This is a genomic window from Amycolatopsis sp. NPDC104587 (genome assembly GCF_055583645.1).
Genome location: NZ_JBVJNO010000008.1, coordinates 339,970 through 361,678, shown reverse-complemented (window position 1 = coordinate 361,678; position 21,709 = coordinate 339,970). Strand labels below are relative to the sequence as shown.

Here is a 21,709-nt window from a genome sequence, read left to right as displayed (position 1 = left end):
GAGTGACTGTGTTCTCTCTCAAGAAGCTGGCCGGCGTGGCGGCGATCGCCGCCGCCGGGCTGGTCCTGTCCGCCTGCAGCGGCCCGAGCGCCGACAACTCGGCCGGCAGCACCGGCTCGTCGGCCGCCGCCGCGCCGAGCACCGGCGGCCCGTTCAAGGTCGCCGTCGTCACGCACGGCACCGCCGGTGACGCCTTCTGGAACGTCGTGAAGAACGGCGCCGAGCAGGCGGGCAAGGACCTGAACATCGGCGTCGACTACTTCGCCGACGGCGACCCCGGCGCCCAGGCCCGGCTGATCGACAACGCCGTCGCGCAGAAGGTCGGCGGCCTGGTCGTGTCGATGGCGAACCCGCAGGCCCTGCAGACGTCGATCCAGAACGCGGTCAAGGCCGGCATCCCGGTCGTCACGATCAACTCCGGCGAGGACTCCAGCGCGCAGTTCGGCGCGATCGCGCACGTCGGCCAGAGCGAGGGCCTCGCCGGCCAGGGCGCCGGCCAGCGGCTCAAGGCGGCGGGCAAGACGAAGCTGCTGTGCGTCATCCACGAGGCCGGCAACATCGGCCAGAACCAGCGCTGTGACGGCGCGAAGCAGACCTTCGGCACCGTCTCGACACTGCAGGTCGACATCTCCAACCCGACCGACGCGCAGGCCCGGATCCGCGGCGCGCTGCAGTCCGACCCGTCGATCGACGCGGTGCTGGCGCTGAACTCGCAGGTCGCGGCCCGCGCGGTCGACGCGGCGAAGGAGGCGAGCTCGAAGGCGCAGGTGGCGACGTTCGACCTGAACGCCGACGTCGTCGCGGCCATCAAGGCCGGCACGATCCTCTTCGCCGTCGACCAGCAGCAGTACGAGCAGGGCTACCTGCCGATCGTCTTCCTCAAGCTGTACAAGGAGAACGGCAACACCATCGGCGGCGGCAAGCCGGTGCAGACCGGCCCGGGCTTCGTCGACAAGACCAACATCGACACCGTGGCCCCGTACGCGCAGCGCGGCACCCGCTGATGACGGCGGCGATCCAGACCGAACCCGACGAACGCGTCGCGAAGAAGAGCGTCACCGACCGGCTGGTCGTGCGGCCCGAGATCGGCGCGCTGCTCGGCGCCGTGCTCGTGTTCGTGTTCTTCTCCGTCGTCACCGGCCAGTTCCTCAGCCCGCTGGGCGTGGCGACCTGGCTCGACGACTCCTCGACGCTGGGCATCATGGCCGTCGTGGTCGCGCTGCTCATGGTCGGCGGCGAGTTCGACCTGTCCGCGGGCGTGATGACGGCGTCGACGTCGCTCGTCACGGCGATCCTGGCGACGCAGGCGGGCTGGAACGTCTGGCTCGCGCTGCTGTTCTCGCTCGCCTTCGCCCTCGGTGTCGGGGCGTTCAACGGCTGGCTGGTGATGAAGACCGGGCTGCCCAGCTTCATCGTCACGCTGGGGTCGTTCCTGGCCCTGCAGGGGCTGAACCTCGGCGTGACGCGGCTGGTCACCGACACCGTCCAGGTGTCGGGGATGCGCTCGGCGAGCGGCTACGAGTCGGCCGGCGGGCTGTTCGCGTCGACGTTCGACATCGGCGGCACGGAGTTCCAGTCGTCGATCGTGTGGTGGATCGTCGTGACGGCGATCGCCGCGTGGCTGCTGGTGCGGACCCGGTTCGGCAACTGGATCTTCGCGGTAGGCGGGTCGCAGGTGTCGGCCCGCTCGGTCGGCGTGCCGGTGGTGCGCACGAAGATCCTGCTGTTCATGGGCACCGCGCTGGGCGCGTGGCTGGTCGGCTCGATCAACATCCTGCGCTTCGCCAGTGTGCAGGCGAACCAGGGCATCGGGCTGGAGTTCCAGTACATCATCGCCGCGGTGATCGGCGGCTGCCTGCTCACCGGCGGGTTCGGCTCGGCGGTGGGCGCGGCGATCGGCGCGCTGATCTTCGGCATGGCGCGCCAGGGCATCGTGTTCGCGCAGTGGAACAGCGACTGGTTCATGCTGTTCCTCGGCATCATGCTGCTGGCCGCGGTCCTGGTGAACAACGCCTTCCGGCGCCGCGCGGAAAGGGTACGCCGATGAGCCTCATCGAAGTCCGCGACATCGGGAAGACCTACGGCAGCGTGATCGCGCTGCGCGACGTGTCCACTGTGGTCAACGCGGGCGAGGTGACCTGCGTGCTCGGCGACAACGGCGCCGGGAAGTCCACGCTGATCAAGATCCTGGCCGGCGTGCACCAGCACGACCGCGGCGAGTTCCTCATCGACGGGCAGCCGGTGCGGCTCACCTCGCCGCGCGAGGCGCTCGACCACGGCATCGCGACCGTCTACCAGGACCTCGCCGTGGTGCCGCTGATGAGCGTCTGGCGGAACTTCTTCCTCGGCTCCGAGCCGACGAACAGGTTCGGGATGCTGGACCGGCGCAAGGGCCGCGAGACGACCAAGCAGGCGCTGTCCGACATGGGCATCGACCTGCGGGACGTCGAGCAGCCGGTCGGGACGCTCTCGGGCGGTGAACGCCAGTGCGTCGCCATCGCGCGGGCGGTGTACTTCGGCGCGAAGGTGCTGATCCTCGACGAACCGACCGCCGCTCTCGGTGTCAAGCAGGCCGGTGTCGTGCTCAAGTACGTCGCGCAGGCGCGGGACCGCGGGCTGGGCGTCGTGCTGATCACGCACAACCCGCACCACGCCTTCCCGGTCGCCGACCGGTTCCTGCTGCTCAAGCGGGGTGCGCCGCTCGGGTCGTACGAGAAGAAGGACATCGACATCAACGAGCTGACCCGGCAGATGGCGGGCGGTGCGGAGCTGGAAGCCCTCGAACACGAACTGCGGCAGGTGGAGAAGGCGTGAGTCTCGAGGCGCTGACGATCGGCCGGGTGGGCGTCGACCTCTATCCGGAACAGAGCGGTGTGCCGCTGGCCGGCGTCAGCACGTTCGCCAAGTCGCTCGGCGGGACCGCGACCAACGTCGCGGTCGCCGCCGCGCGGCTCGGCCGGTCCACGGCGGTGCTGACCAAGGTCGGTCCGGACGGCTTCGGCGACTACGTGCGGCAAGCGCTCGAAGGCTTCGGCGTGTCCTCGGCCCACGTGGGCACGTCGCCGGACCTGCAGACGCCGGTGGTGTTCTGCGAGCTCAACCCGCCCGCGGACCCGCCGCTGCTGTTCTACCGCTCCCCCATCGCCCCGGACCTCACGCTCACCGACGAGGACGTGCCGTGGGACGTCGTCGAGTCCGTGCCGCTGCTGTGGGTCACCGGCACCGGGGTGTCCGTCGAGCCGGCGCGGACGACCCAGCGGAAGATCCTCGAAACCCGGGGCCGCCGCGAGCACACCGTGCTGGACCTCGACTACCGGCCGATGTTCTGGTCGTCGGCCGGGGAAGCGCGGGAGGAGATCGGCGCGCTGCTCGACCACGTCACCGTCGCGGTCGGCAACCGCACCGAAGCCGAGGTCGCCGTCGGCACCGCCGACCCGGACACCGCGGCCGACCGGATGCTCGAACGCGGGCTCCGGCTGGCCGTGATCAAGAAGGGCGCCGACGGCGTCCTCGTGGCCACCGCGGACGGCCGCTGGACCGTCCCGCCCCAACGCGTCGAAGTCGTCTGCGGCCTCGGCGCCGGCGACGGCTTCGGCGGGGCGCTGGTCCACGGCCTGCTGTCCGGCTGGGACCCGGTCCGCCTCGCGGAGTACGCCAACGCGGCGGGCGCGCTGGTGGCGTCCCGGCTCGCCTGCGCCGACGCCATGCCGACCGCCGCCGAGATCGAGGAGCTGCTGTGATCCTCACCGACGAGCGCTGGAAAGAACTCCTGCGCACCCGGGCCACCGACCCCGGCGCGATCCGCCAGGCGTACGCGACCCGCAGGCGCCGTTCGAAGCTGCTGTCCGACCACGGGACCCTGTTCCTGGTCGCGGCCGACCACCCGGCACGAGGGGCGCTGGGTGTCGGCGAGGACCCCCTCGCCATGGCCGACCGGCGGACCCTGCTCGAACGGCTGCTCGTCGCGCTGGCCAACCCGGCGGTCGACGGCCTGCTCGGCACCCCCGACGTCGTCGAGGAGCTGCTGCTGCTCGGCGCGCTGCACGACAAGGTCGTGTTCGGCTCGATGAACCGCGGCGGCCTGGCCGGCGCGGACTGGGAGATCGACGACCGGTTCACCGGCTACGACGCGCGCACCCTGGTCGACGGCGGGCTCGACGGCGGCAAGATGCTGCTGCGGCTCGTCGACTCCGACCCGGGCACCGTCCCGACGCTGCAGGCCTGCGCCGACGCCGTCACCGAGCTGGCCGCGTACGGGCTGGTGGCGATGGTGGAACCCCTGCCGTACACACGTGAAGCCGGGAAGCTGGTCCTGCAGACGGATCCCGCGTCCCTGGCGCGGGCGGTCACGGTGGCTTCCGGCCTCGGCACGACGTCGGCGCACACCTGGCTGAAGCTGCCCCCGACCGACTCGGCCGCGGTGCTCGGCGCGACGACCCTGCCGGTGGTCGTGCTCGGCGGGGTGCCCTCCGGCGACCCGGCCGCCGACCTGGCCTCCTGGGGCCGGACGCTGCGCCACGACGTCGTGCGCGGCCTGGTGGTCGGCCGCACGCTGCTCTACCCGCCCGGCGGTGACGTCGGTGCGGCGGTCGACGCCGCCGCGAAGGTTCTGGAGGCCGCGAAGTGAGCCATCTGCACCGTCCACTCGGGACACTTTCCGACGACGCCGACCCGGTCCGCCTGACCCCGGACTCGGCGGGCTGGACGTACACGGGCCTGCGGGTGCTCCGGATCGGCACCCGGCTCCCGCGCACGGTCGTGACCGGCGAGTTCGAGGCGTTCGTGCTCCCGCTGTCCGGCTCGCTCACGGTCCGCGTCGACGGCGAGGAGTTCGAGCTGGAAGGGCGTGAGTCGGTGTTCACCCGGGTCACGGACTTCGTCTACGTCCCCCGCGACGCCGAGGTCGAGCTGACTTCCGAGACCGGCGCGCAGGCGGCGCTGCCGATGGCTCGCTGCACCCGCCGGCTGGCACCGAAGTACGGCCCGGCCGAGGACGTGCCGGTCGAGGTGCGCGGCGCCGGGCAGGCGACCCGGCAGGTGACCAACTTCGGGGTTCCCGGGGTGTGGGACCACGCCGACAAGCTCAACGCGTGCGAGCTGATCACGCCGGGCGGCAACTGGTCGTCCTACCCGCCGCACAAGCACGACGAGGCGAGCGAGTGCGAGGTCGTCAACGAGGAGATCTACTACTTCCGGATCGCGGGCCGGGACGGCGTGACGCCGTCGCGCGAAGGCTTCGGCCTGCACCGGACCTACACCGCGGACGGTGACCTCGACGAGGACGTCGCCGTGCGCGACCACGACGTCTTCCTCATCCCGCGGGGTTACCACGGGCCGTGCGTGTCGGCGCCGGGGTACCCGATGTACTACCTGAACGTCCTGGCCGGACCGGCGGACGAGCGGTCCATGGCGTTCTGCGACGACCCGGCGCACGGCTGGGTCCGGGACACCTGGGAGACGCAGGACCTCGACCCGCGATGCCCGGTGACCAGCCACGAAGGGCGGGTCCGATGAAGCTGACCACGGCTCAGGCGCTGGTCCGCTGGCTCCTCGCGCAGCGTTCGGAAACGCTCGACGGCCAGGAGGTCCCGCTGTTCCCCGGCGTCTTCGCGATCTTCGGGCACGGCAACGTGCTCGGTCTCGGGACGGCGCTGGAAGAGCACCGCGGCGAGATCCCCGTCTGGCGCGGGCACACCGAGCAGGGCATGGCCCTCGCGGCGGTCGGCTACGCGAAGGCGACGCACCGGCGGCAGGTCGGCGTCGTGACGTCGTCGATCGGGCCGGGCGCGCTCAACATGGTCACCGCGGCCGGGGTCGCGCACGCGAACCGGCTGCCGGTGCTGCTGCTGCCGGGCGACACGTTCGCCGGCCGCGCGCCGGACCCGGTGCTGCAGCAGGTGGAGAACTTCGGCGACGCGACCGCGACGGTCAACGACGCCTTCCGCGCGGTCTCGCGCTACTTCGACCGGATCACCCGGCCCGAGCAGCTGCTCTCGACGTTGCCGCAGGTCGCGCGGGTGCTCACGGACCCCGCCGACACCGGCCCGGTGACCCTGGCGCTGCCGCAGGACGTCCAGGCGGAGACGTTCGACTTCCCTGAGTCGCTCTTCGCCCCGGTGACCCACCGCCTCCTGCGCCCGCGCCCGGACCGCCGCGCGGTCACCGAGGCGGCAGGGGTCCTGCGGTCGTCCCGGCGGCCGCTGCTGGTGCTGGGCGGCGGTGTCCGCTACTCCGGCGCCGGGCGGCGCGCCCTCGACTTCGCCGAGCGGCACGGGATCCCCGTCACCGAGACGACCGCGGGCCGCACGCTGGTGCCGCACGAGCACCCGCTGAACGCCGGACCGCTCGGGATCACCGGCTCGACGTCGGCGAACGTCCTGGCGGCTTCGGCCGACGTCGTGCTCGCGGTCGGCACCCGGCTGCAGGACTTCACCACGGCGTCGTGGACGGTCTTCGCCCCCGACGTCCGCCTGCTCACGCTCAACGCGGCCCGCTTCGACGCGGTGAAGCACGGCGCGCTCGCAGTGGTCGGGGACGCCGACGCCGGCTTGGCGGACCTCGGCGCGCAGCTGGAGAGCTGGCGGGTCGACCCGTCGTGGACCGCCCGCGCCACGGCGGAACGCGCGAAGTGGGACACGCACGTCGACTCGCTGCGGACCGCGGCCTTCGAAGTGCCGTCGTACGCCCAGGTCGTCGGAGTGGTGAACGACCTTTCCGAAGCGGACGACTACGTGATGACGGCGTCCGGCGGGATGCCGGGCGAGCTGATCGGCGGCTGGCGCGGGTCCGGTTCGGTCTCGATGGACGTCGAGTACGGGTTTTCCTGCATGGGCTACGAACTGTCCGGCGCCTGGGGCGCGGCGATCGCCCACCCGGGCCTGGTGACCACCCTGCTCGGCGACGGCTCGTACCTGATGCTGAACTCGGAGCTGTTCTCGGCCGCTTTCGCGGGACATCCGTTCGTCGCGGTCGTCTGCGACAACGACGGGTACGCGGTGATCGCACGGCTCCAGGAGGGTCAGGGCGGGAAGCCGTTCAACAACTTCTACGCCGACTGCACGACTTCGCACGCTTCACCGCCGCGAGTCGACTTCGCCCGGCACGCGGAGTCGTTGGGCTGCACGGTTTTCCCGGCCAGTTCGGTCGAGGACCTGCGGGTGGCGTACGCGCGCGCTCGCGAGGCCGCAGTGGCCGAGCAGCGGCCGGCCGTCGTTGTGGTGAAGACGCAGCCGTCGGCGTGGACCGAAGCCGGGGCCTGGTGGGAGGTCGGGGTGCCGGAGCACCTCGCCGGACGAGGGGACTACGAGCGCGGGAAAGGCGATCAGGTGCGTTATCTCGGGTCCTGACCGGCGCCGCGGGGGCGCCCCCCGTTTTCCACTTTACCGGAGGGCACCGACATTTCCGGCGGCTGCGGCCCGGACCCGCGGCCGCAGCGTGAACCCGCTCGGCTTGAGCGTCAACGACTCGACGATCTTCAGCTCATACGCCGGATCAGCCTCGAAGTCATAGCGCTGCAACACCATTCCCAGCGCCAGCACGGCTTCGTGCAGCGCGAACTGACGGCCGATACAAGCACGCTCGCCCGTCCCGAACGGCTTGTACGCCTGCGCCGGCCGCTTCTTCACCGCCGCGGGCTCGAACCGGTCCGGGTCGAACTTCTCCGGGTCCGGCCCCCACGCCGCCGGGTCGCGGTGCACCAGCGGGAGCGGCACGATCACCCAGTCCCCCTTGCGCATCCGGTGCTTCCCGCCGAGCACGACGTCTTCGTGTGCTTCGCGCGAGTAGCCGGGCGCGGTCGGCCAGAGCCGCATCGCCTCGTCGAGGACACGACGCACGTAACGCAGCTTCGCGACGTCGCCGAACGCGGGCTCGCGGTCACCCCACACCGCGTCGACCTCGGCGCGCGCCTTCGCCAGCAGCTCGGGGTGGCGCGTCAGGTAGTACAACGCGAACGAGAGCGCGCCCGACGTCGTCTCGTGGCCGGCGACGACAAACGTGATCGCCTGGTTGCGGATGTTCACCGGGTCCAGGCGCTCCCCCGTCGTCGGGTGGCCTTCGGTGAGCATCAGGCCCAGCAGGTCACGGCTCTCTTCGCCGCTGCGCCGCCGTTCCTCGATGACCTCGTCGACGAGGTTCGTCATGGTCGCGATATCAGCCTGGTTCTGCTCGGGCGTCCCGGCGAACGCGCGCCGGACGAACGGCAGCTTGACGTTCTGCAGCTGCGCGTACCGCAGCGAGCGGATCATCGCCGTCACGAACGGGTGCGGTTCGGTGCGCTCGAACGAGCCGAAGCGGTACCCGAACCCGGCCCGCCCGATCGTCTCCAGGGTCAGCCGGGTCATGTCGGCGGAGACGTCGACCGGGCCGCTCGCCGCGTCCCAGGCCGCGGTCAGCTCGTGCGCGACCTCGAGCATGAGCGGGTGGTAGCGGCGCATCGCCTCGGCCGAGAACGCCGGCTGCAGGATGTCGTGGGCCAGCCGCCAGTTCGGCTCGTGCGTGTGCGCGGTGAACAGCCCGTCACCGGCCACCGCGCGCAGGTTCTCGATGCCCATGCCGACGTGCTTGCCGAACTTCGTCTCGTCGTTCAGCTGCGTGACCAGGTCGACCCCGCCGACGAAGACGATCTCGAAACCGAAGATCTTGCGCGTGAAGATCGGGCCGAGGCGCTTTCCGATCCGCAGCGTGTCCTGCAACGGCGTGCGCGGGTTCGCGCCGATCAGGTCGCCGATCACCGGCAGCCGGCCCGGCCGGTGCGGAATCCCGGTGGTGTCCACGGCGTACCCCCTATTGAACCCGGATCCAATAACGTCACGATCCCCCGCTACTGAACCCGTGTCAAGTAAGGTTCGGGGATGCGGACGAGGCTGAGCACCGAGCAACGGCGCGAGCAGCTCCTCGCGATCGGCGCCGGGTTGTTCGCGAAGCGGCCGTACGACGAGGTGTGGATCGAAGAGGTCGCCGAGATCGCGCAGGTCTCCCGCGGCCTGCTGTACCACTACTTCCCCACCAAGAAGGACTTCTTCGCCTCGATCGTCCGCGCGCAGCGCGACCAGCTGCTGGCGATGAGCGAGCCCGACCCGGCGCTGCCCGTGGCCGAGCAGCTGCGGGCCGGGCTCGACGTGTACCTCGAGTTCGCGCGCACGCACCCGGACGGCTACCGGATCGTGCACCGGGCCGCGAGCGGCGCCGACCGCGAGATCCAGGAGATCCGCGAGGCCGGGATGGCCGCGAACGCGTCGCGCATCCTGGACGCGGTGAGCCTGCTGACCCCGGTCACCGAGGTGACGCGGCTGGCCGTGCGCGGCTGGCTCGCGTTCGTGGCGGCGATGATCCTCGACTGGCTCGACCGGCCGAAGGTCACCCAGGAGGAGCTGCGCGACCTCTGCGTCCGCACGCTGTTCGCCGCGGTCGGCGTCACCCCGTGACGGCGGGCGACGCGGCGCCGTCGACCAGCTTCCGCGGCGCGCCGGAACCGTCCGCCGGGACCGCCCAGACGGCGTTGTCCAGGCCGTAGAGCACGGTGTGGTCGTCCTGCCACAGCGCCTGGTCGTCGACGCTGCGCCGTTCCGCCGGCTCGGTCTCCCTCATCGTCTTCAAGTCGAGGATCGAAAGCCGCCAGACGCCTTCACCCACCTTCTTCTTGAAGGCGATCCGGGTGGCGTCCGGGGACAGCGACGGGCATTCGACGTTCTCGCGTAGCGCTTTGCCGCGGTAGCGCGCGTAGTCGCCTTCGACGAGGTAGGTCTTGCCCTTGCTGCCGAGCGTCGCGTAGAAGCGGTTGCCGTCGGGGGCGAACGTGATGCCCCAGTAGTTGGCGTCGGCGGCGAAGTAACGCTCACCGTCGACGAACACCGGGAGCTCTTCGATCGTCTTGACGAGCTGTCCGTCGTCGACGTCGTAGATCCCGGCGCGCGTCGAGAAACCCGTTTCGGCGTAAGAGTCGCCGGTGACGAACAGCGTCCAGTAGACGCGCTTGCCGTCCGGGGACACCCGGGCGCGGCTCGGCGTGCCCGGGAGGGTTTCGGTGTGGCGAACGGCCAAGTGGTCGTCGAGCACGAGGACGTCGGTCTTCGCCGGGAGCGTGCCGGGCCGGACGGCGAGACACACCGCGGTCCGCTTCGCCACCGCGAACCGGTCGCACTTCAAGCCGCTGAGCTGCCGTTTCTCCTGACTAAGGGTGCCGACGCGGCCGGTGGCGGTGTCGCGGAACAGCAGCTGGCCGGGGCTCAACGTGAGCTGCGCGGCCGGTTCGGCGTCCGCGGTGTCATGGCGGGCGCTGACGGTGTAGACGACGGCCGCGGCGATCAAGAGCGCCGTGCCGATGAGGGCGAGGACGAGTTTCTTCACGGGCGCACCGGTTTCACGAGGGCGGCGGCGAGGGCGACGGCGGCCAGGCAGGCCGCGGCGACGAGCACCGCGGGCCCCAGGTCCCAGAGCGTCCAGGCCAGTCCGAAGAGGACGGACGAGACCATGCGCGCCACCGCCTGTCCCGTCTGCACGACGGCGAGGCCGGTGGCCCGCAGGTCGGGCGGCACGAGCGGGCCGGCGGCGGCCATGAGCACCCCGTCGGTGGCTGCGTAGAACACCCCGTGCAGGCCGAGCGCGACAACGGGCAGCGCCGCGTAGGCCGGGCCGCAGAGCAGCACGAGGGCCAGGCAGAGCGCGCCGTGGCCGCCGAGGAACACCGGCCAGCGGCCGACGCGGTCGGCGAGCTTGCCCAGCGGCACCGCGAGCACCAGGTAGACCCCGGCGGTGCCCAGCGGCAGCAACGGGAAGAACGTCGCGGCGATCTCCCACTTCCGCTGCAGGACGAGGTAGACGAAGGAGTCGCCGACCGTCACCAGGCCGAGCAATGCGGCCCAGAGCGTGACGCGCCGGAAGTCGCTCTGCTTGAGCAGGCCTGCCGCCGTTCGCAGCGACACGGCGGCCCGGTCGACGCCGCCGGGGTGGTCCTTGACGAACAGGACGAGGAGCAGCACGGCGATCGCCGCGACGCAGAAGCTGGTGAAGAACACGCTGGTGTAGCTGCCGAGGCTCAGCGCCAGAACCGCCATCGCGACCAGCGGGCCGAGGAACGCGCCGACGGTGTCGAGGGCGCGGTGCACCCCGAACGACCGGCCGAGCGCGCCGGGCTCGCTGCTGAGCGAGATCAGTGCGTCGCGGGGCGCGGTGCGCACCCCCTTGCCGGTGCGGTCGGCGGCGAGCACCACCCCGATCGCCGCGACCGAGGAGCCGGCCGCGACCAGGCCGAGCTTGCACACCGCGGACAAGCCGTACCCGAACCCGGCGACCGCCTTGAGCCGCCGCCACCGGTCGGCGAGGTGGCCGCCGAGCACCCGCACGAGGGCGGTGGCGCCGGCGTAGAGCCCGTCGAGCAGCCCGAACTGCAGCGGGTTCAGGCCGAGGCCGAGCACCAGGTAGAGCGGGAGGACGGCGGTGACCATCTCCGACGAGACGTCGGTGACCAGGCTGACCATCCCGAGGGCGACGACGTTGGCCGACACCCGTTTCAGCGCGGGTTTCCGGTCGGTGCCGGCCGCCAGGTCCGAGGTCCGGCTTGCCGCGATGTACATGCCGGTCCCCCTAGTGGCAGGTGTAGGTCGGGCTGCTGTCGAGGACCTTGTTGTCGACGCCGATCAGCTGCGTCTGGAACGAGGTGTCCGTCATCGACAGCTTCAGGACGCCGAAGGTCTTCAGCAGCTTGGCTGTCGTCGCGTGCGCGGGGCTGAGGTCGTAGAGGTTGGCGCCGCCCGAACCCCCGACGATCTCGACGGGACCGTTCGCATCCGCCTTGCCCTCGGCGTTCTGCGGCACGAACCGCTCGTAGTCGTGGTCGTGGCCGTTGAGGACGAGGTCGACCTTGTTGGCGGTCATGATGTTCCAGAGCTCGACGCTGTCCTTGTTGTCCCCGTGGTCACCGGAGCTCCAGCGCGGGTGGTGGTAGTACGCCGCGACGCAGCCCTTGGTGTTCTTGGCGAGGTCCTGCTTGAGCCAGGTGATCTGGGGCGGCTCGGCGAACTCGTCGTGGGTGACGAAGTCGTTGGAGTCGAGGGCGATGAAGTGCCAGTTGCCCATTTCCCAGCTGTAGTAGCGCTGACCCCGGGGCTTCGCGATGGCGCCGAAGTAGTCCTCGTACCCCTTGAACTTCGGCTCGTCGTAGGACTCGTGGTTGCCCGGGATGGGGTGCGTGATGTTCTTGAACTTGCCCCAGGTCTTGTCGTAGTAGGCCTTGAAGTCCGAGAGGTGGGCGTCGTCGTACTGGTTGTCCCCCATGGTGATCACGGCGGCCGGGTTCATCTGCTCGACGAGTTTCGCCGTCTTCACGTGGGCACAGCTCGAACTGCTCGCGGTGCAGCGTTCGGCGATGTCACCGGCGGCGGCGAGCACGAAGCCGCTTCCGTTGCCCGCCTGGGTCTTCACGGTGACCGGGGCGCTCGACGGCGAGGTGTTCCCCGCGGCGTCGCGGGCCCGGACCGCGTAGGAGTAGCTGGTGTCGGGTGTGAGGCCGGTGTCGGTGTAGGACGGCGTTGTGCTGGTGGCGACGACGGTTCCGTTGCGGAGGACGTCGTAGCCGGCGACACCGACGTTGTCCGTGGCGGCGTTCCAGGTCAGGACGGTGCTGGTCGCGGTGGTCGTGCCCGCGCTGAGGCCGGCCGGGGTGGTCGGGGCCTGGGTGTCACCGGAGGAGTCCGTGGAGCCGAAGACCTGCATCTCCCAGAGGGAGTAGCCGTAGCTCGTGGCGCGGGCGAGGCCGACGAGGCGCACGTAGCGGCCGTGGGCGGCGAGGGTCAGCTCGTCGGTCTTGCCGTCACCGGTGTTGTTGGTGGCGGCGGTGGTGAACGTCGTGCCGTCGTCGGAGACCTCGATGCGGTACTTCTTGGCGTAGGCGGCTTCCCAGTTCAGGACGACGCGGTGGATCGCGGCGGACTGGCCGAGGTCGATCCGCAGCCACTGCGGATCGGCGCCTTCGACGCTGGCCCACCGGGTGGTGGTGCTGCCGTCGACGGCCTTCGCCCCGGCGTAGGCCGAGCTCTCGACGGTGGACGTCGCGACCGGCTTTCCTTGGGAGAGCAGGACATCGGCCTGCGGAGTACCGGCCGCGGCGATCGCTCCGGGCAGCAGCGTGATCGCGGCGACCACGGGTGTGAGGCGGGTGAATGTGCGTAGGCGGGTCGACGGCACGTCGCGCTCCTTCTGGGCCTGGCGGTGGCTGGTGGGCTGCGGCGTCGGGTGAACTCGAGATGAACTGTTAAGAAAGTTTCCTAACTAAAGCAACTTTAGCGATGATCGCTTTCGGCTGACAAGACGTGTCTTGTCGTTGAATCGGTCAAGAGGGTGAGTTTGGGCGGATTTTCGCTGGTCAGCGCGGTTTCCGATAAGCGGCACACTGCCCCGCGAGGCGGGATGAGCGCCGTAGAGCCCCGACCTTTCCCGCTTCGCCGCCGATTTTGTCGGTGGTCGCGGGTAGCGTGGGAACCGGGGACAGCGCCCATCTCCCCGCGCTCGTTTCCCTTATTTTAAGCCAAAAAACTAGTCGCGTCACGTGGCCGATCTTCACCCGGTTCAGCGATGACCATCGCACAGGTGTTCGGGTAACTTCGGATGCATGACCTCAGTCGTCCGAACTCAGCAGCTTCTTGATCTCACCGACCGCGGCGCGCCCCGCCCGGTTCGCCCCGACCGTGCTCGCCGAAGGCCCGTAGCCGACCAGGTGCAAGCGCGGCTCACGCACCACGCGCGTGCCGTCCATCCGGATCCCGCCCCCGGGTTCCCGCACGCGCAAGGGCGCGAGGTGGTCGATCGCCGCGCGGAAGCCGGTCGCCCAGAGGATGACGTCGGCGTCGAAGCGAGAGCCGTCCGCCCACACGACACCGTCCGGCGTGATCCGGTCGAACATCGGCCGCCGCTTGAGGATCCCGGCCGCGCGCGCGGCCCGCACTTCGGGCGTCACGGCAAGATCGGTGACGCTCACAACGCTCTCGGGCGCCAACCCGGCGCGGACTCGTTCGTCGACCTTCGCAACGGCGTTGCGTCCCCAGTCCTCGCTGAAGGGTTCGTCACGCCAGACGGGCGGACGCCGCGTCACCCAAGCCGTCGCCCGGGTCAGCGGGGCGAACTCCATGAGCAGCTGAACGGCCGAAGCCCCACCCCCGACCACCACGACCCGCCGGCCACGGAACTCTTCCGGCCCGGTGTAGTCGGCGGTGTGCACCTGCCTGCCGGCGAAGGTCTCTTGGCCGGGGTAGTGCGGCCAGAAGGGCCGGTCCCAGGTGCCGGTCGCACTGATCACGGCCCGAGCGGCCCACGACTCGGCCGGGCTCGTCACCACGAGCCGCTCCCCCGCCCGCGTCACGGACTGGACGTCAACGGGCCTGAAGACAGGAAGGTCATACACGCTCTCAAAGCGCGCAAAGTACTCCGAAACCACCTCAGAAGCCGGACGGCTCACGTCGGGATTCCCGAAAGCCATGCCCGGAAGGTCATAGATGCCATGAACCTTCCCCAGAACCAGCGACGGCCACCGGTACTGCCACGCACCCCCAGCCCGCTTCCCGTGGTCGAGCACAACAAAGCCAGAGCCATTGGCAAACCCGGCCCGGCGCAGGTGATAGGCCGCGGAAAGCCCCGCCTGCCCGGCCCCGACCACCACCACGTCCGTCTCGTGATCAGCGCCGCTCATGTGGTTTTCAACGACGCCCGGGTCGAGGTATTTCGCGCCGTAGGTCACATCAGTGCCGGTGGCCCTAGCCGCGCTCCTACCGACGCCTCGGTGCGCTGACTGCGCACCTCACGCGGGGTCAGGCCGACCACTGCCAAGCCGCGGTCCCGGCTCACTTCGCTCGCGTCCACACTGCGGCCGAACCATCCCGGCTCGCACCACAGCAACCCCGCGGCGCCAGCCGGATCGGCCCGGCTCCCACCCGGCAACAGCCTCACCGCGCCAACCGAGCCACTCCGGCAACAACCCCCGCGGCACCAACCGAACCGCCCGGCTCACATCCGGCAGCAACCTCACGGCACAAGCTGAGCCACTCCGCCGGCAACTGCGGCGCGCCACCCGAACGGTTCCAAGCACCCCGGCAGAACCCACCCGCACCGCGGTCACACCGCGACCTGGTTGCGACCGGCCTCCTTCGCCCGATACAGCGCGGCATCAGCCGAGCGGAGCACGTCGTCGAGCGTCGGGCCCGCGTCGGGATGGCGAGCCACTCCGATCGACACCGACAGACCACTGACCCGGACCGTCCCGCCACCCGTGGAGATCACCACGTTCAGCTCCCCCACCGCCACCCGCACCCGTTCGGCGATGCCGAGCACGTCGGCGCGGCCGATGCCCGGCAGCAGCACCACGAACTCCTCGCCACCGAAACGACCGACCGTGTCGCCCTGGCGGACCGATCCGGAGATCGCCACCGCCACCGCGGCCAGCACGTCGTCGCCGGTCAGGTGGCCGTATGTGTCGTTGATCCGTTTGAAGTGGTCGAGGTCGATCATCAGCACCGCGAAGCCGATCGTGCCGCGCCGCAGCGCGCGGGCGTGCTCGCGGACCGCCGAATCGTGCCAGCCGGCCGTGTTCAGCAGGCCCGTCTTCTCGTCCGTGACCGCGGCCACCTGCAGTTGCTGTTTCAGCAGCAGGTACCTGTGCAGCAACAACAACGGCGCGACGACGAACACCACCAGCACCGGCTGCTCGACCAGCGCCAGCGCCGCCAGCCCGCCCAGGCAGAGCGTCGCCACCTCGAACGCGTTGTCCTCCCACGTGCCGATCAGGTCCGCCGCCGAGCGCTGGCTCGTGTACAGGTAGATGCCCGCCGCGACCAGGCCCATGTTCACCAGCTCGAACACCACCGCGGCCAGGCACAGCGCGAAGAGCCCGCGCGGCGTCTGCAACGGCGTCCCGTGCAGCCCGGACACCGCGAGAACGGACGAAGCCGCGAAGCACGAGAGCATCGCCCACGCCGTGCTCGCGACGAAGCGGTGCGCGGGCCGCGTCCGAACCTGGCGCCACACGCGCACCCACAGGTGCGTGTAGAGCACGAGGGCCAGCAGCGCCACCCACGCCGGCGGGAGCAGGACCACACCGGCGAGGTACCAGACCGACGTGACGTTGATGTGCGTCTGCCCGCTCATCCACCGCCGCAGCCGCTCGATGCGCCGGGACATCTCGGCCTGCGCGACGCCGAGCGCGACCAGCACCGCGAACCAGACCGGCCGCACCGGCCCACCGAACCCGGTGACCAGCGCCGCTACGGTCGCCGCGACGGCGACCAGCTCACAACAGAGCGCGTAGGCGATCCAACGGACCTTCGCCCCGGCCCACATTTCCCAGCGCGTGGGCCAGCCCGGCCAGGCGGAAAGGGCTTCCCGGCGCACGTCGGCCTGGGCTCTCAAGAACCGAAGCCAGCGGACTGACGGACCGGCATCTGACGTACCCCTTGCGCGAAGTTCGGCCGACCAGGTCGCCCAGCGTAGCCGTTCCGGCGACGCGCGTCGCCGGTCCGGGGGAATTGTGGGCAACGCGCCTGTCGCGCCGGGAACGGCGGGGCGGGAACGCGGAAGTGGGAATCCCACCGCCGCGATCCCGGAGTCGACAGAGCCAGGGGTCGCCAGGAGGAGGTGGATGCGAGCGAGCGCCCGGCCCGCCGATCGCGACTAACCGGGCCGAGTTCCGCCAGTCGGCAGCACGCCTAGCCCGTCACTATGCAAAGTTCCGCCAGCCGAGCGCAAGCAGAGCCACGGTCACCGCGCGAAGATCAGCCGACCGACCGCAACCAAAGCCAAGGCCACCGAGCAAGGTTCAGCCGGCCGACAGCCTCACCTGTCGGCACCTGCGCAAATGCGACTCTCCCGGCTACTTGCGCAACGCGCGGACGATCGCCACCAGGCCGACCACCGCCGCGATCCCGAGCAACACCGGCGCCAACCTCTTCAGCACCGACTGGCCCGCGTAGTCGAGCAAGTCGATCGCTTCCGTCTCCGGGGCCGCCGGAACGCTGCGAAGCGGCGGCCGGCCAGCGGGCGCCGAAGCCGCCGCGCGAGGCTCCGTGTTGATCTCCGCCGTGGTCGGGGCCGGCTTCACCGCCGGTTCCGGCTTGGCCACCGGCTCGGGAGTCGCCACCGGGTCAGCCGAGGCCGAGGCTGAGGCCGAGGCCGGCGCCGAGGCCGGCGCCGGGGCCGCCGCAACCGGCTTCGGGGCCGGCTCCGCAACCGGCTCCGCCGACTCCACCGGAGCCAACTTCCCCGACAGGCACCCCGCGAACGTGTCGAGGATCTTCCCCCCGACCTCGCTGATCAGGCCGCGGCCGAACTGGGCCGGCTTGCCCGTGATCGCCAGGTCCGTCGCGACCGTTCCGTGCGTGCCGCCCTCGGCCTCCGTCAGCGTCAATGTCACCGTCGCCGCCGCTGTGCCTGCGCCTCGTGAATCCTTGCCCGATGCCTTGATCGTGACCTTGTGCTCCGCCTCGTCCTTCTCCAGGAACTCGCCGTTCCCCTTATACAGCAGGGAAATCGGCCCGAGCTTGACCTTCACCGTCCCGCTGAACTTGTCCCCTTCGACCTTGGTCAGCGTGGCGCCCGGCATGCAGGGGGCCACCCGCTCGGGGTCGACGACCGCCTGCCAGACCTCGCCGATCGGAGCCGGGACGGTGAATTCGTGGTCGAGCCGCACGGGCCGACCTCCTTCCTCGAGACGAGCTTGCGCACCCCACCCTAGCCGCCGCCGGAGCGGCGGCCAGGGCTGTGAAGGGGTGCGTCAGGCTCCGGCCGCCGCCGTGATGGCCCGGCCCGTCAAGACCTGGGCCAGGTGACGGCGGTATTCGACGTCGGCGTTGCTGTCGACCGGCGGATTTGTGCCTTCCGCCGCATGTGAAGCCGCCGCGGCGATGGAATCCGCCGAGGCCTGGACGCCGACCAGCGCCGCTTCGACACCAGACGCCCGCACCGGAGTCGAACCCATGTTCGTCAGCGCGACCCGGGCTTCCTCGATGACACCCGCCTCGGTGCGGACGGTGACCGCGACCGCGACCATCGACCACGCCTGGGCGACCCGGTTGAACTTCTCGTAGTGCGCCCGCCACCCGGTGTGCTTGGGCACGCGGACCTCGACCAGCAGCTCGTCCGGCGCCAGCGCCGTGGTGAACAGGTCCTGGAAGAACTCCGCCGCCGGCACCGTCCGGCGTCCCGAAGGCCCGGCCACGACCAGCGACGCGTCGAGCGCCAGCACCGGCGCGAGGAGGTCCCCGGCCGGGTCGGCGTGCGAAATCGCGCCGCCCAAAGTCCCGCGGTGGCGGATCTGCGGGTCGGCGACCGTGTCCGTCGCCTCTTTCAACAGAGCCGCGTGCGAGGCGATCAGCGAGTCGCGCTGGACGTCGTAGTGCGTGGTCATCGCGCCGATCACCAGCGTGTCGCCGTCCTCGCGCACGCCGCGCAGCTCCGCTACGCGCCCGAGGTCGATCAACGTCGTCGGTGTGGCCAGCCGCATCCGCAGCACCGGCAGCAGGCTCTGCCCGCCGGCCAGCACCTTGGCGTCCTCACCCGCCGACGCCAGCGCCTGCACCGCTTCGTCCACTGTGGACGGGCGGACGTAGTCGAAGGAAGCCGGGATCACTGCGCACCTCCGGTGGCGTCGATCGAACCGAGGCCGCCGCCGGCCTCGTCGCGGCCGGGGCCGCCGGCGTCGGTCGTGCCGTGGCGCATCGCGTGCCACACCCGCATCGGCGTCAACGGCATCTCGATGTCGTTCACCCCGAAGTGGCGCACCGCGTCGATCACCGCGTTGACCACCGCCGGCGTGGACGCGATCGTCCCCGCCTCCCCGACACCCTTGGCGCCGAGCGGGTTCGTCGTCGACGGGGTTTCCGTGCGCTCGGTGGTGAACGAGGGCAGGTCGGCCGCCGACGGCAGCAGGTAGTCGGCGAACGTGCCGGTGGTGAGCGTGCCGCTTTCGTCGTGTTCGGTGCCTTCGAACAGCGCCTGCGCGATGCCCTGCGCGAGCCCGCCGTGCACCTGGCCCTCGACGATCAGCGGGTTCACCGCGACCCCGACGTCGTCGACGCAGACGTACGAGCGCAGCTTGATCCGGCCCGTCTCGGTGTCCACCTCGGCCGCGCACAGGTGTGTGCCGTGCGGGTAGGAGAAGTTGTCCGGGTCGAACGTCGCGTCCGAGTCGAGGGACGGCTCGACCCCGTCGGGCAGGTTGTGCGCCGCGAACACCGCGAGCGCGACGTCGCCCATGCTGGTGGACGTCTCCGTGCCCTTCACGGTGAACTTGCCGTTCGCGAACTCGAGGTCGTCCTCGGCGCATTCGAGCAGGTGCGCCGCGATCGGCTTGGCCTTCGCGACGACCTTCTCCGCGGCCTTGACGATCGCGATCCCGCCGACGACCAGCGACCGCGAGCCGTAGGTGTCCATGCCCTTGTGCGACGACTGCGTGTCGCCGTGGATGACCTCGACGTCCTCGAACGCGACACCCAGCTGGTCGGCGACGATCTGGCTCCACGCCGTCTCGTGCCCCTGGCCGTGCGCCGACGCGCCGGTGATGACCTCGACCTTGCCGGTGGGCAGCATCCGGATCGCCGCGTGCTCCCAGCCACCGGCGCCGTAGTCCAGCGAGCCGAGCACCCGCGACGGCGCGAGCCCGCACATCTCGGTGAACGTCGAGATGCCGATGCCGAGCTGGACCTTGTCGCCGGACGCGCGGCGCTTGTCCTGCTCGGCGCGCAGGCCGTCGTAGTCGAAGAGCTCCTTGGCCTTGGCCGTCGCGGCCTCGTAGTTGCCGGAGTCGTAGGTCAGCCCGGCCACCGTGGTGAACGGGAACTCCTCGTGCTTGATCCAGTTCTTCTCACGCAGCGCCATGGGGTCCATGCCGAGCTCGACGGCGAGCTCGTCCATGATCCGTTCGATCGCGAACGTCGCCTCCGGCCGGCCGGCGCCGCGGTAGGCGTCGGTCAGCGTGGTGGTCGTGTACACGTTGGTGCACGCGAAGTGGTACGCCGGGATCTTGTAGATCGCGTTGAACATGAACGCGCCGAGGATGGGCACGCCGGTTCCGACGAGCCCGTTGTACGCGCCGAGGTTGGCGAGCAGCTCGACCTTCAGGCCGGTGACCTGGCCGTCGCGCGTCGACGAGATGGTGATGTCCTGGATCTGGTCGCGGCCGTGGTGCGCGGCGAGCATCGTCTCCGAGCGCGACTCGTTCCACTTGACCGGTTTGCCGAGCTTCTGCGCGACGAGCAGGGACATCATCTCTTCCGGCAGGACGCCGATCTTGCCGCCGAAGCCGCCGCCGACGTCCGGGGCGATCACGCGCAGCTTGTGCTCGGGGATGCCGAGCGTCAGCGCCGACATCACCCGCAGGATGTGCGGGACCTGCGTGGCCGACCACATGGTGATCTGCGTGCCGGTCGGGTCGACGACGCAGGCCCGCGGCTCCATGAAGCCCGGGACGAGGCGCTGCTGGCGGAAGCGGCGCTTGACGACCACCTCCGCGGAGCCGATCGCGTCCTCGACGTTGCCACCGGTGCCGGCCTCGCCGGAGTCGAACTTCCAGACGGCGCTCGTGTTGCTGCCCTGGTCTTCGTGGACCAGCGGAGCACCCTCGGCGATCGCGGCTTCCATGTCGAGGACGACCGGCAGCTCGTCGTACTCGACGTCGATCTCCTCGAGCGCGTCGTGCGCTTCGGCGGACGACCGCGCGACGACGACCGCGACCCCTTCACCGGCGAAGTTGACCTGGTCGGACGCGAGCACCGGACGGCGTGGCGCCTTCATGTCCGGTGTGATCGGCCACGCGCAGGGCATGCCGATCGAGCTGTCCGGGTCGAGGTCCTTCGCGGTGTAGACGGCGACGACGCCGGATGCGCCCTTCGCCGCCGACGTGTCGATCGAGACGATCTTGGCGTGCGCGAACGGGCTGCGCAGGATCGCCATGTGCAGCATGCCCGGCAGCGTGATGTTGTCGGTCCAGCGGGTGCGGCCGGTGATCAGCCGCTCGTCTTCCTTGCGGCGCCGGGACTTTCCGACCTCCGGTTCGATCGTGGCGGTCATCAGTCACCACCCACGCCGACGTGCTTGGTCTCGGTGATCCGCTCGGCTTCGGGGCCGGCGCCGGGGCTCATGTGCTGCGCGGCGTCGCGGACCGCGCGGACGATGTTCTGGTAACCGGTGCAGCGGCACAGGTTGCCTTCGAGTCCTTCGCGGACGGCCTGTTCGTCCGGGTCCGGGTTGTCGGCCAGCAGGTCGATCGACTGCATGATCATCCCAGGTGTGCAGAACCCGCACTGCAGGGCGTGGTTGTCGTGGAACGCTTTCTGCACCGGGTGCAACTGCCCGTCGCGGGCGAGGCCCTCGATCGTGGTGACCTCGCAGCCGTCGGCCTGCACGGCCAGGACGGAGCAGGATTTCACGCTGTGCCCGTCCAGGTGGACGGTGCAGGCGCCGCAGTTGCTGGTGTCGCAGCCCACGACGGTGCCGACTTTGCCGAGCTTTTCGCGCAGGTGGTGGACCAGCAAGGTGCGGGGCTCGACCTCGTCGGTGTACTTCGTCCCGTCGACAGTGACGGTGATGCGCATCAGGCCTCCAAGAACCGGTTCGGGAACGGCCAGACCCGACCGTGATCGGGCTCACAGACCCGAGCGTGCTACGCGTTCTTGGCGCGGACAAGTCCTGGTGTCACAGGTTCGGGTGCCGCTTCCGCAGGTGCGGGTGAATC

At 70.5% G+C, this 21,709-nt stretch carries 18 protein-coding genes; 8 read left to right on the top strand and 10 right to left on the bottom strand.

From position 1 onward, the window contains the following. Positions 1-8: 8 nt before the first annotated feature. Genes ACZ61C_RS26695 through iolD form a run of 7 tightly spaced genes read left to right on the top strand, consistent with a single transcriptional unit; the run spans position 9 to position 7,346 of the window. The gene (locus ACZ61C_RS26695) at positions 9-1,004 is read left to right on the top strand and encodes a sugar ABC transporter substrate-binding protein (RefSeq protein ID WP_465310551.1); all 996 of its coding nucleotides are present in this window, start codon (positions 9-11) and stop codon (positions 1,002-1,004) included. Further along, positions 1,004-2,047 (top strand): ABC transporter permease, encoded by a 1,044-nt coding sequence (locus ACZ61C_RS26690; RefSeq protein WP_465310550.1) that lies wholly within the window; start codon positions 1,004-1,006, stop codon positions 2,045-2,047. Before ACZ61C_RS26695 ends, ACZ61C_RS26690 begins: the two co-directional genes overlap by 1 nt. Continuing rightward, complete coding sequence (locus ACZ61C_RS26685) at positions 2,044-2,814, top strand: ATP-binding cassette domain-containing protein (RefSeq protein ID WP_465310549.1); 771 nt, start codon at positions 2,044-2,046, stop codon at positions 2,812-2,814. Before ACZ61C_RS26690 ends, ACZ61C_RS26685 begins: the two co-directional genes overlap by 4 nt. After that, positions 2,811-3,740: a 5-dehydro-2-deoxygluconokinase gene (gene iolC / locus ACZ61C_RS26680; protein ID WP_465310548.1), complete on the top strand. Its 930-nt coding sequence runs from the start codon at positions 2,811-2,813 to the stop codon at positions 3,738-3,740. Before ACZ61C_RS26685 ends, iolC begins: the two co-directional genes overlap by 4 nt. After that, positions 3,737-4,627: a Cgl0159 family (beta/alpha)8-fold protein gene (locus ACZ61C_RS26675; protein ID WP_465310547.1), complete on the top strand. Its 891-nt coding sequence runs from the start codon at positions 3,737-3,739 to the stop codon at positions 4,625-4,627. The genes iolC and ACZ61C_RS26675 overlap by 4 nt, the downstream gene beginning before the upstream one ends. After that, on the top strand, positions 4,624-5,514 hold the full coding sequence (iolB, locus tag ACZ61C_RS26670; RefSeq protein WP_465310546.1) for a 5-deoxy-glucuronate isomerase: 891 nt from the start codon (positions 4,624-4,626) through the stop codon (positions 5,512-5,514). The genes ACZ61C_RS26675 and iolB overlap by 4 nt, the downstream gene beginning before the upstream one ends. Then, positions 5,511-7,346 (top strand): 3D-(3,5/4)-trihydroxycyclohexane-1,2-dione acylhydrolase (decyclizing), encoded by a 1,836-nt coding sequence (iolD, locus tag ACZ61C_RS26665; RefSeq protein WP_465310545.1) that lies wholly within the window; start codon positions 5,511-5,513, stop codon positions 7,344-7,346. The genes iolB and iolD overlap by 4 nt, the downstream gene beginning before the upstream one ends. Before the next feature lie 33 nt (positions 7,347-7,379). Here the strand turns inward: iolD and ACZ61C_RS26660 are convergent, their stop codons facing one another. Beyond that, a complete protein-coding gene (locus tag ACZ61C_RS26660) occupies positions 7,380-8,774 on the bottom strand; it encodes a cytochrome P450 (RefSeq protein ID WP_465310544.1) in 1,395 nt (464 codons plus the stop codon). A gap of 78 nt (positions 8,775-8,852) precedes the next feature. Here ACZ61C_RS26660 and ACZ61C_RS26655 point away from each other — a divergent pair, with 78 nt between their 5' ends. Then, a complete protein-coding gene (locus tag ACZ61C_RS26655; protein WP_465310543.1) occupies positions 8,853-9,425 on the top strand; it encodes a TetR/AcrR family transcriptional regulator in 573 nt (190 codons plus the stop codon). Here ACZ61C_RS26655 and ACZ61C_RS26650 read toward each other — a convergent pair. The 9 genes from ACZ61C_RS26650 to ACZ61C_RS26610 all read right to left on the bottom strand — a co-directional run bounded on the left by ACZ61C_RS26650 (position 9,415) and on the right by ACZ61C_RS26610 (position 21,569). Continuing rightward, positions 9,415-10,347, bottom strand: coding sequence for a TolB family protein (locus ACZ61C_RS26650; protein WP_465310542.1), 933 nt, complete (start codon positions 10,345-10,347; stop codon positions 9,415-9,417). The two genes, ACZ61C_RS26655 and ACZ61C_RS26650, sit on opposite strands and share 11 nt — an antisense overlap. Beyond that, positions 10,344-11,573 (bottom strand): MFS transporter, encoded by a 1,230-nt coding sequence (locus ACZ61C_RS26645; protein WP_465310541.1) that lies wholly within the window; start codon positions 11,571-11,573, stop codon positions 10,344-10,346. The genes ACZ61C_RS26650 and ACZ61C_RS26645 overlap by 4 nt, the downstream gene beginning before the upstream one ends. A 10-nt stretch (positions 11,574-11,583) precedes the next feature. After that, on the bottom strand, positions 11,584-13,140 hold the full coding sequence (locus ACZ61C_RS26640) for a discoidin domain-containing protein (RefSeq protein WP_465310738.1): 1,557 nt from the start codon (positions 13,138-13,140) through the stop codon (positions 11,584-11,586). Between the two features lie 472 nt (positions 13,141-13,612). Beyond that, positions 13,613-14,680, bottom strand: coding sequence for an NAD(P)-binding domain-containing protein (locus tag ACZ61C_RS26635; RefSeq protein ID WP_465310737.1), 1,068 nt, complete (start codon positions 14,678-14,680; stop codon positions 13,613-13,615). Positions 14,681-15,102: 422 nt separating this feature from the next. Continuing rightward, on the bottom strand, positions 15,103-16,323 hold the full coding sequence (locus ACZ61C_RS26630) for a GGDEF domain-containing protein (RefSeq protein WP_465310736.1): 1,221 nt from the start codon (positions 16,321-16,323) through the stop codon (positions 15,103-15,105). A 529-nt stretch (positions 16,324-16,852) separates the two neighbouring features. Further along, positions 16,853-17,668 (bottom strand): SRPBCC family protein, encoded by an 816-nt coding sequence (locus tag ACZ61C_RS26625; protein WP_465310540.1) that lies wholly within the window; start codon positions 17,666-17,668, stop codon positions 16,853-16,855. A gap of 84 nt (positions 17,669-17,752) precedes the next feature. Continuing rightward, positions 17,753-18,607, bottom strand: a complete 855-nt coding sequence (locus ACZ61C_RS26620) for an FAD binding domain-containing protein (protein ID WP_465310539.1) — start codon at positions 18,605-18,607, stop codon at positions 17,753-17,755. Continuing rightward, positions 18,604-21,045, bottom strand: coding sequence for a xanthine dehydrogenase family protein molybdopterin-binding subunit (locus tag ACZ61C_RS26615; RefSeq protein ID WP_465310538.1), 2,442 nt, complete (start codon positions 21,043-21,045; stop codon positions 18,604-18,606). The genes ACZ61C_RS26620 and ACZ61C_RS26615 overlap by 4 nt, the downstream gene beginning before the upstream one ends. After that, the gene (locus ACZ61C_RS26610) at positions 21,045-21,569 is read right to left on the bottom strand and encodes a (2Fe-2S)-binding protein (RefSeq protein WP_465310537.1); all 525 of its coding nucleotides are present in this window, start codon (positions 21,567-21,569) and stop codon (positions 21,045-21,047) included. The genes ACZ61C_RS26615 and ACZ61C_RS26610 overlap by 1 nt, the downstream gene beginning before the upstream one ends. Positions 21,570-21,709 lie beyond the last annotated feature (140 nt).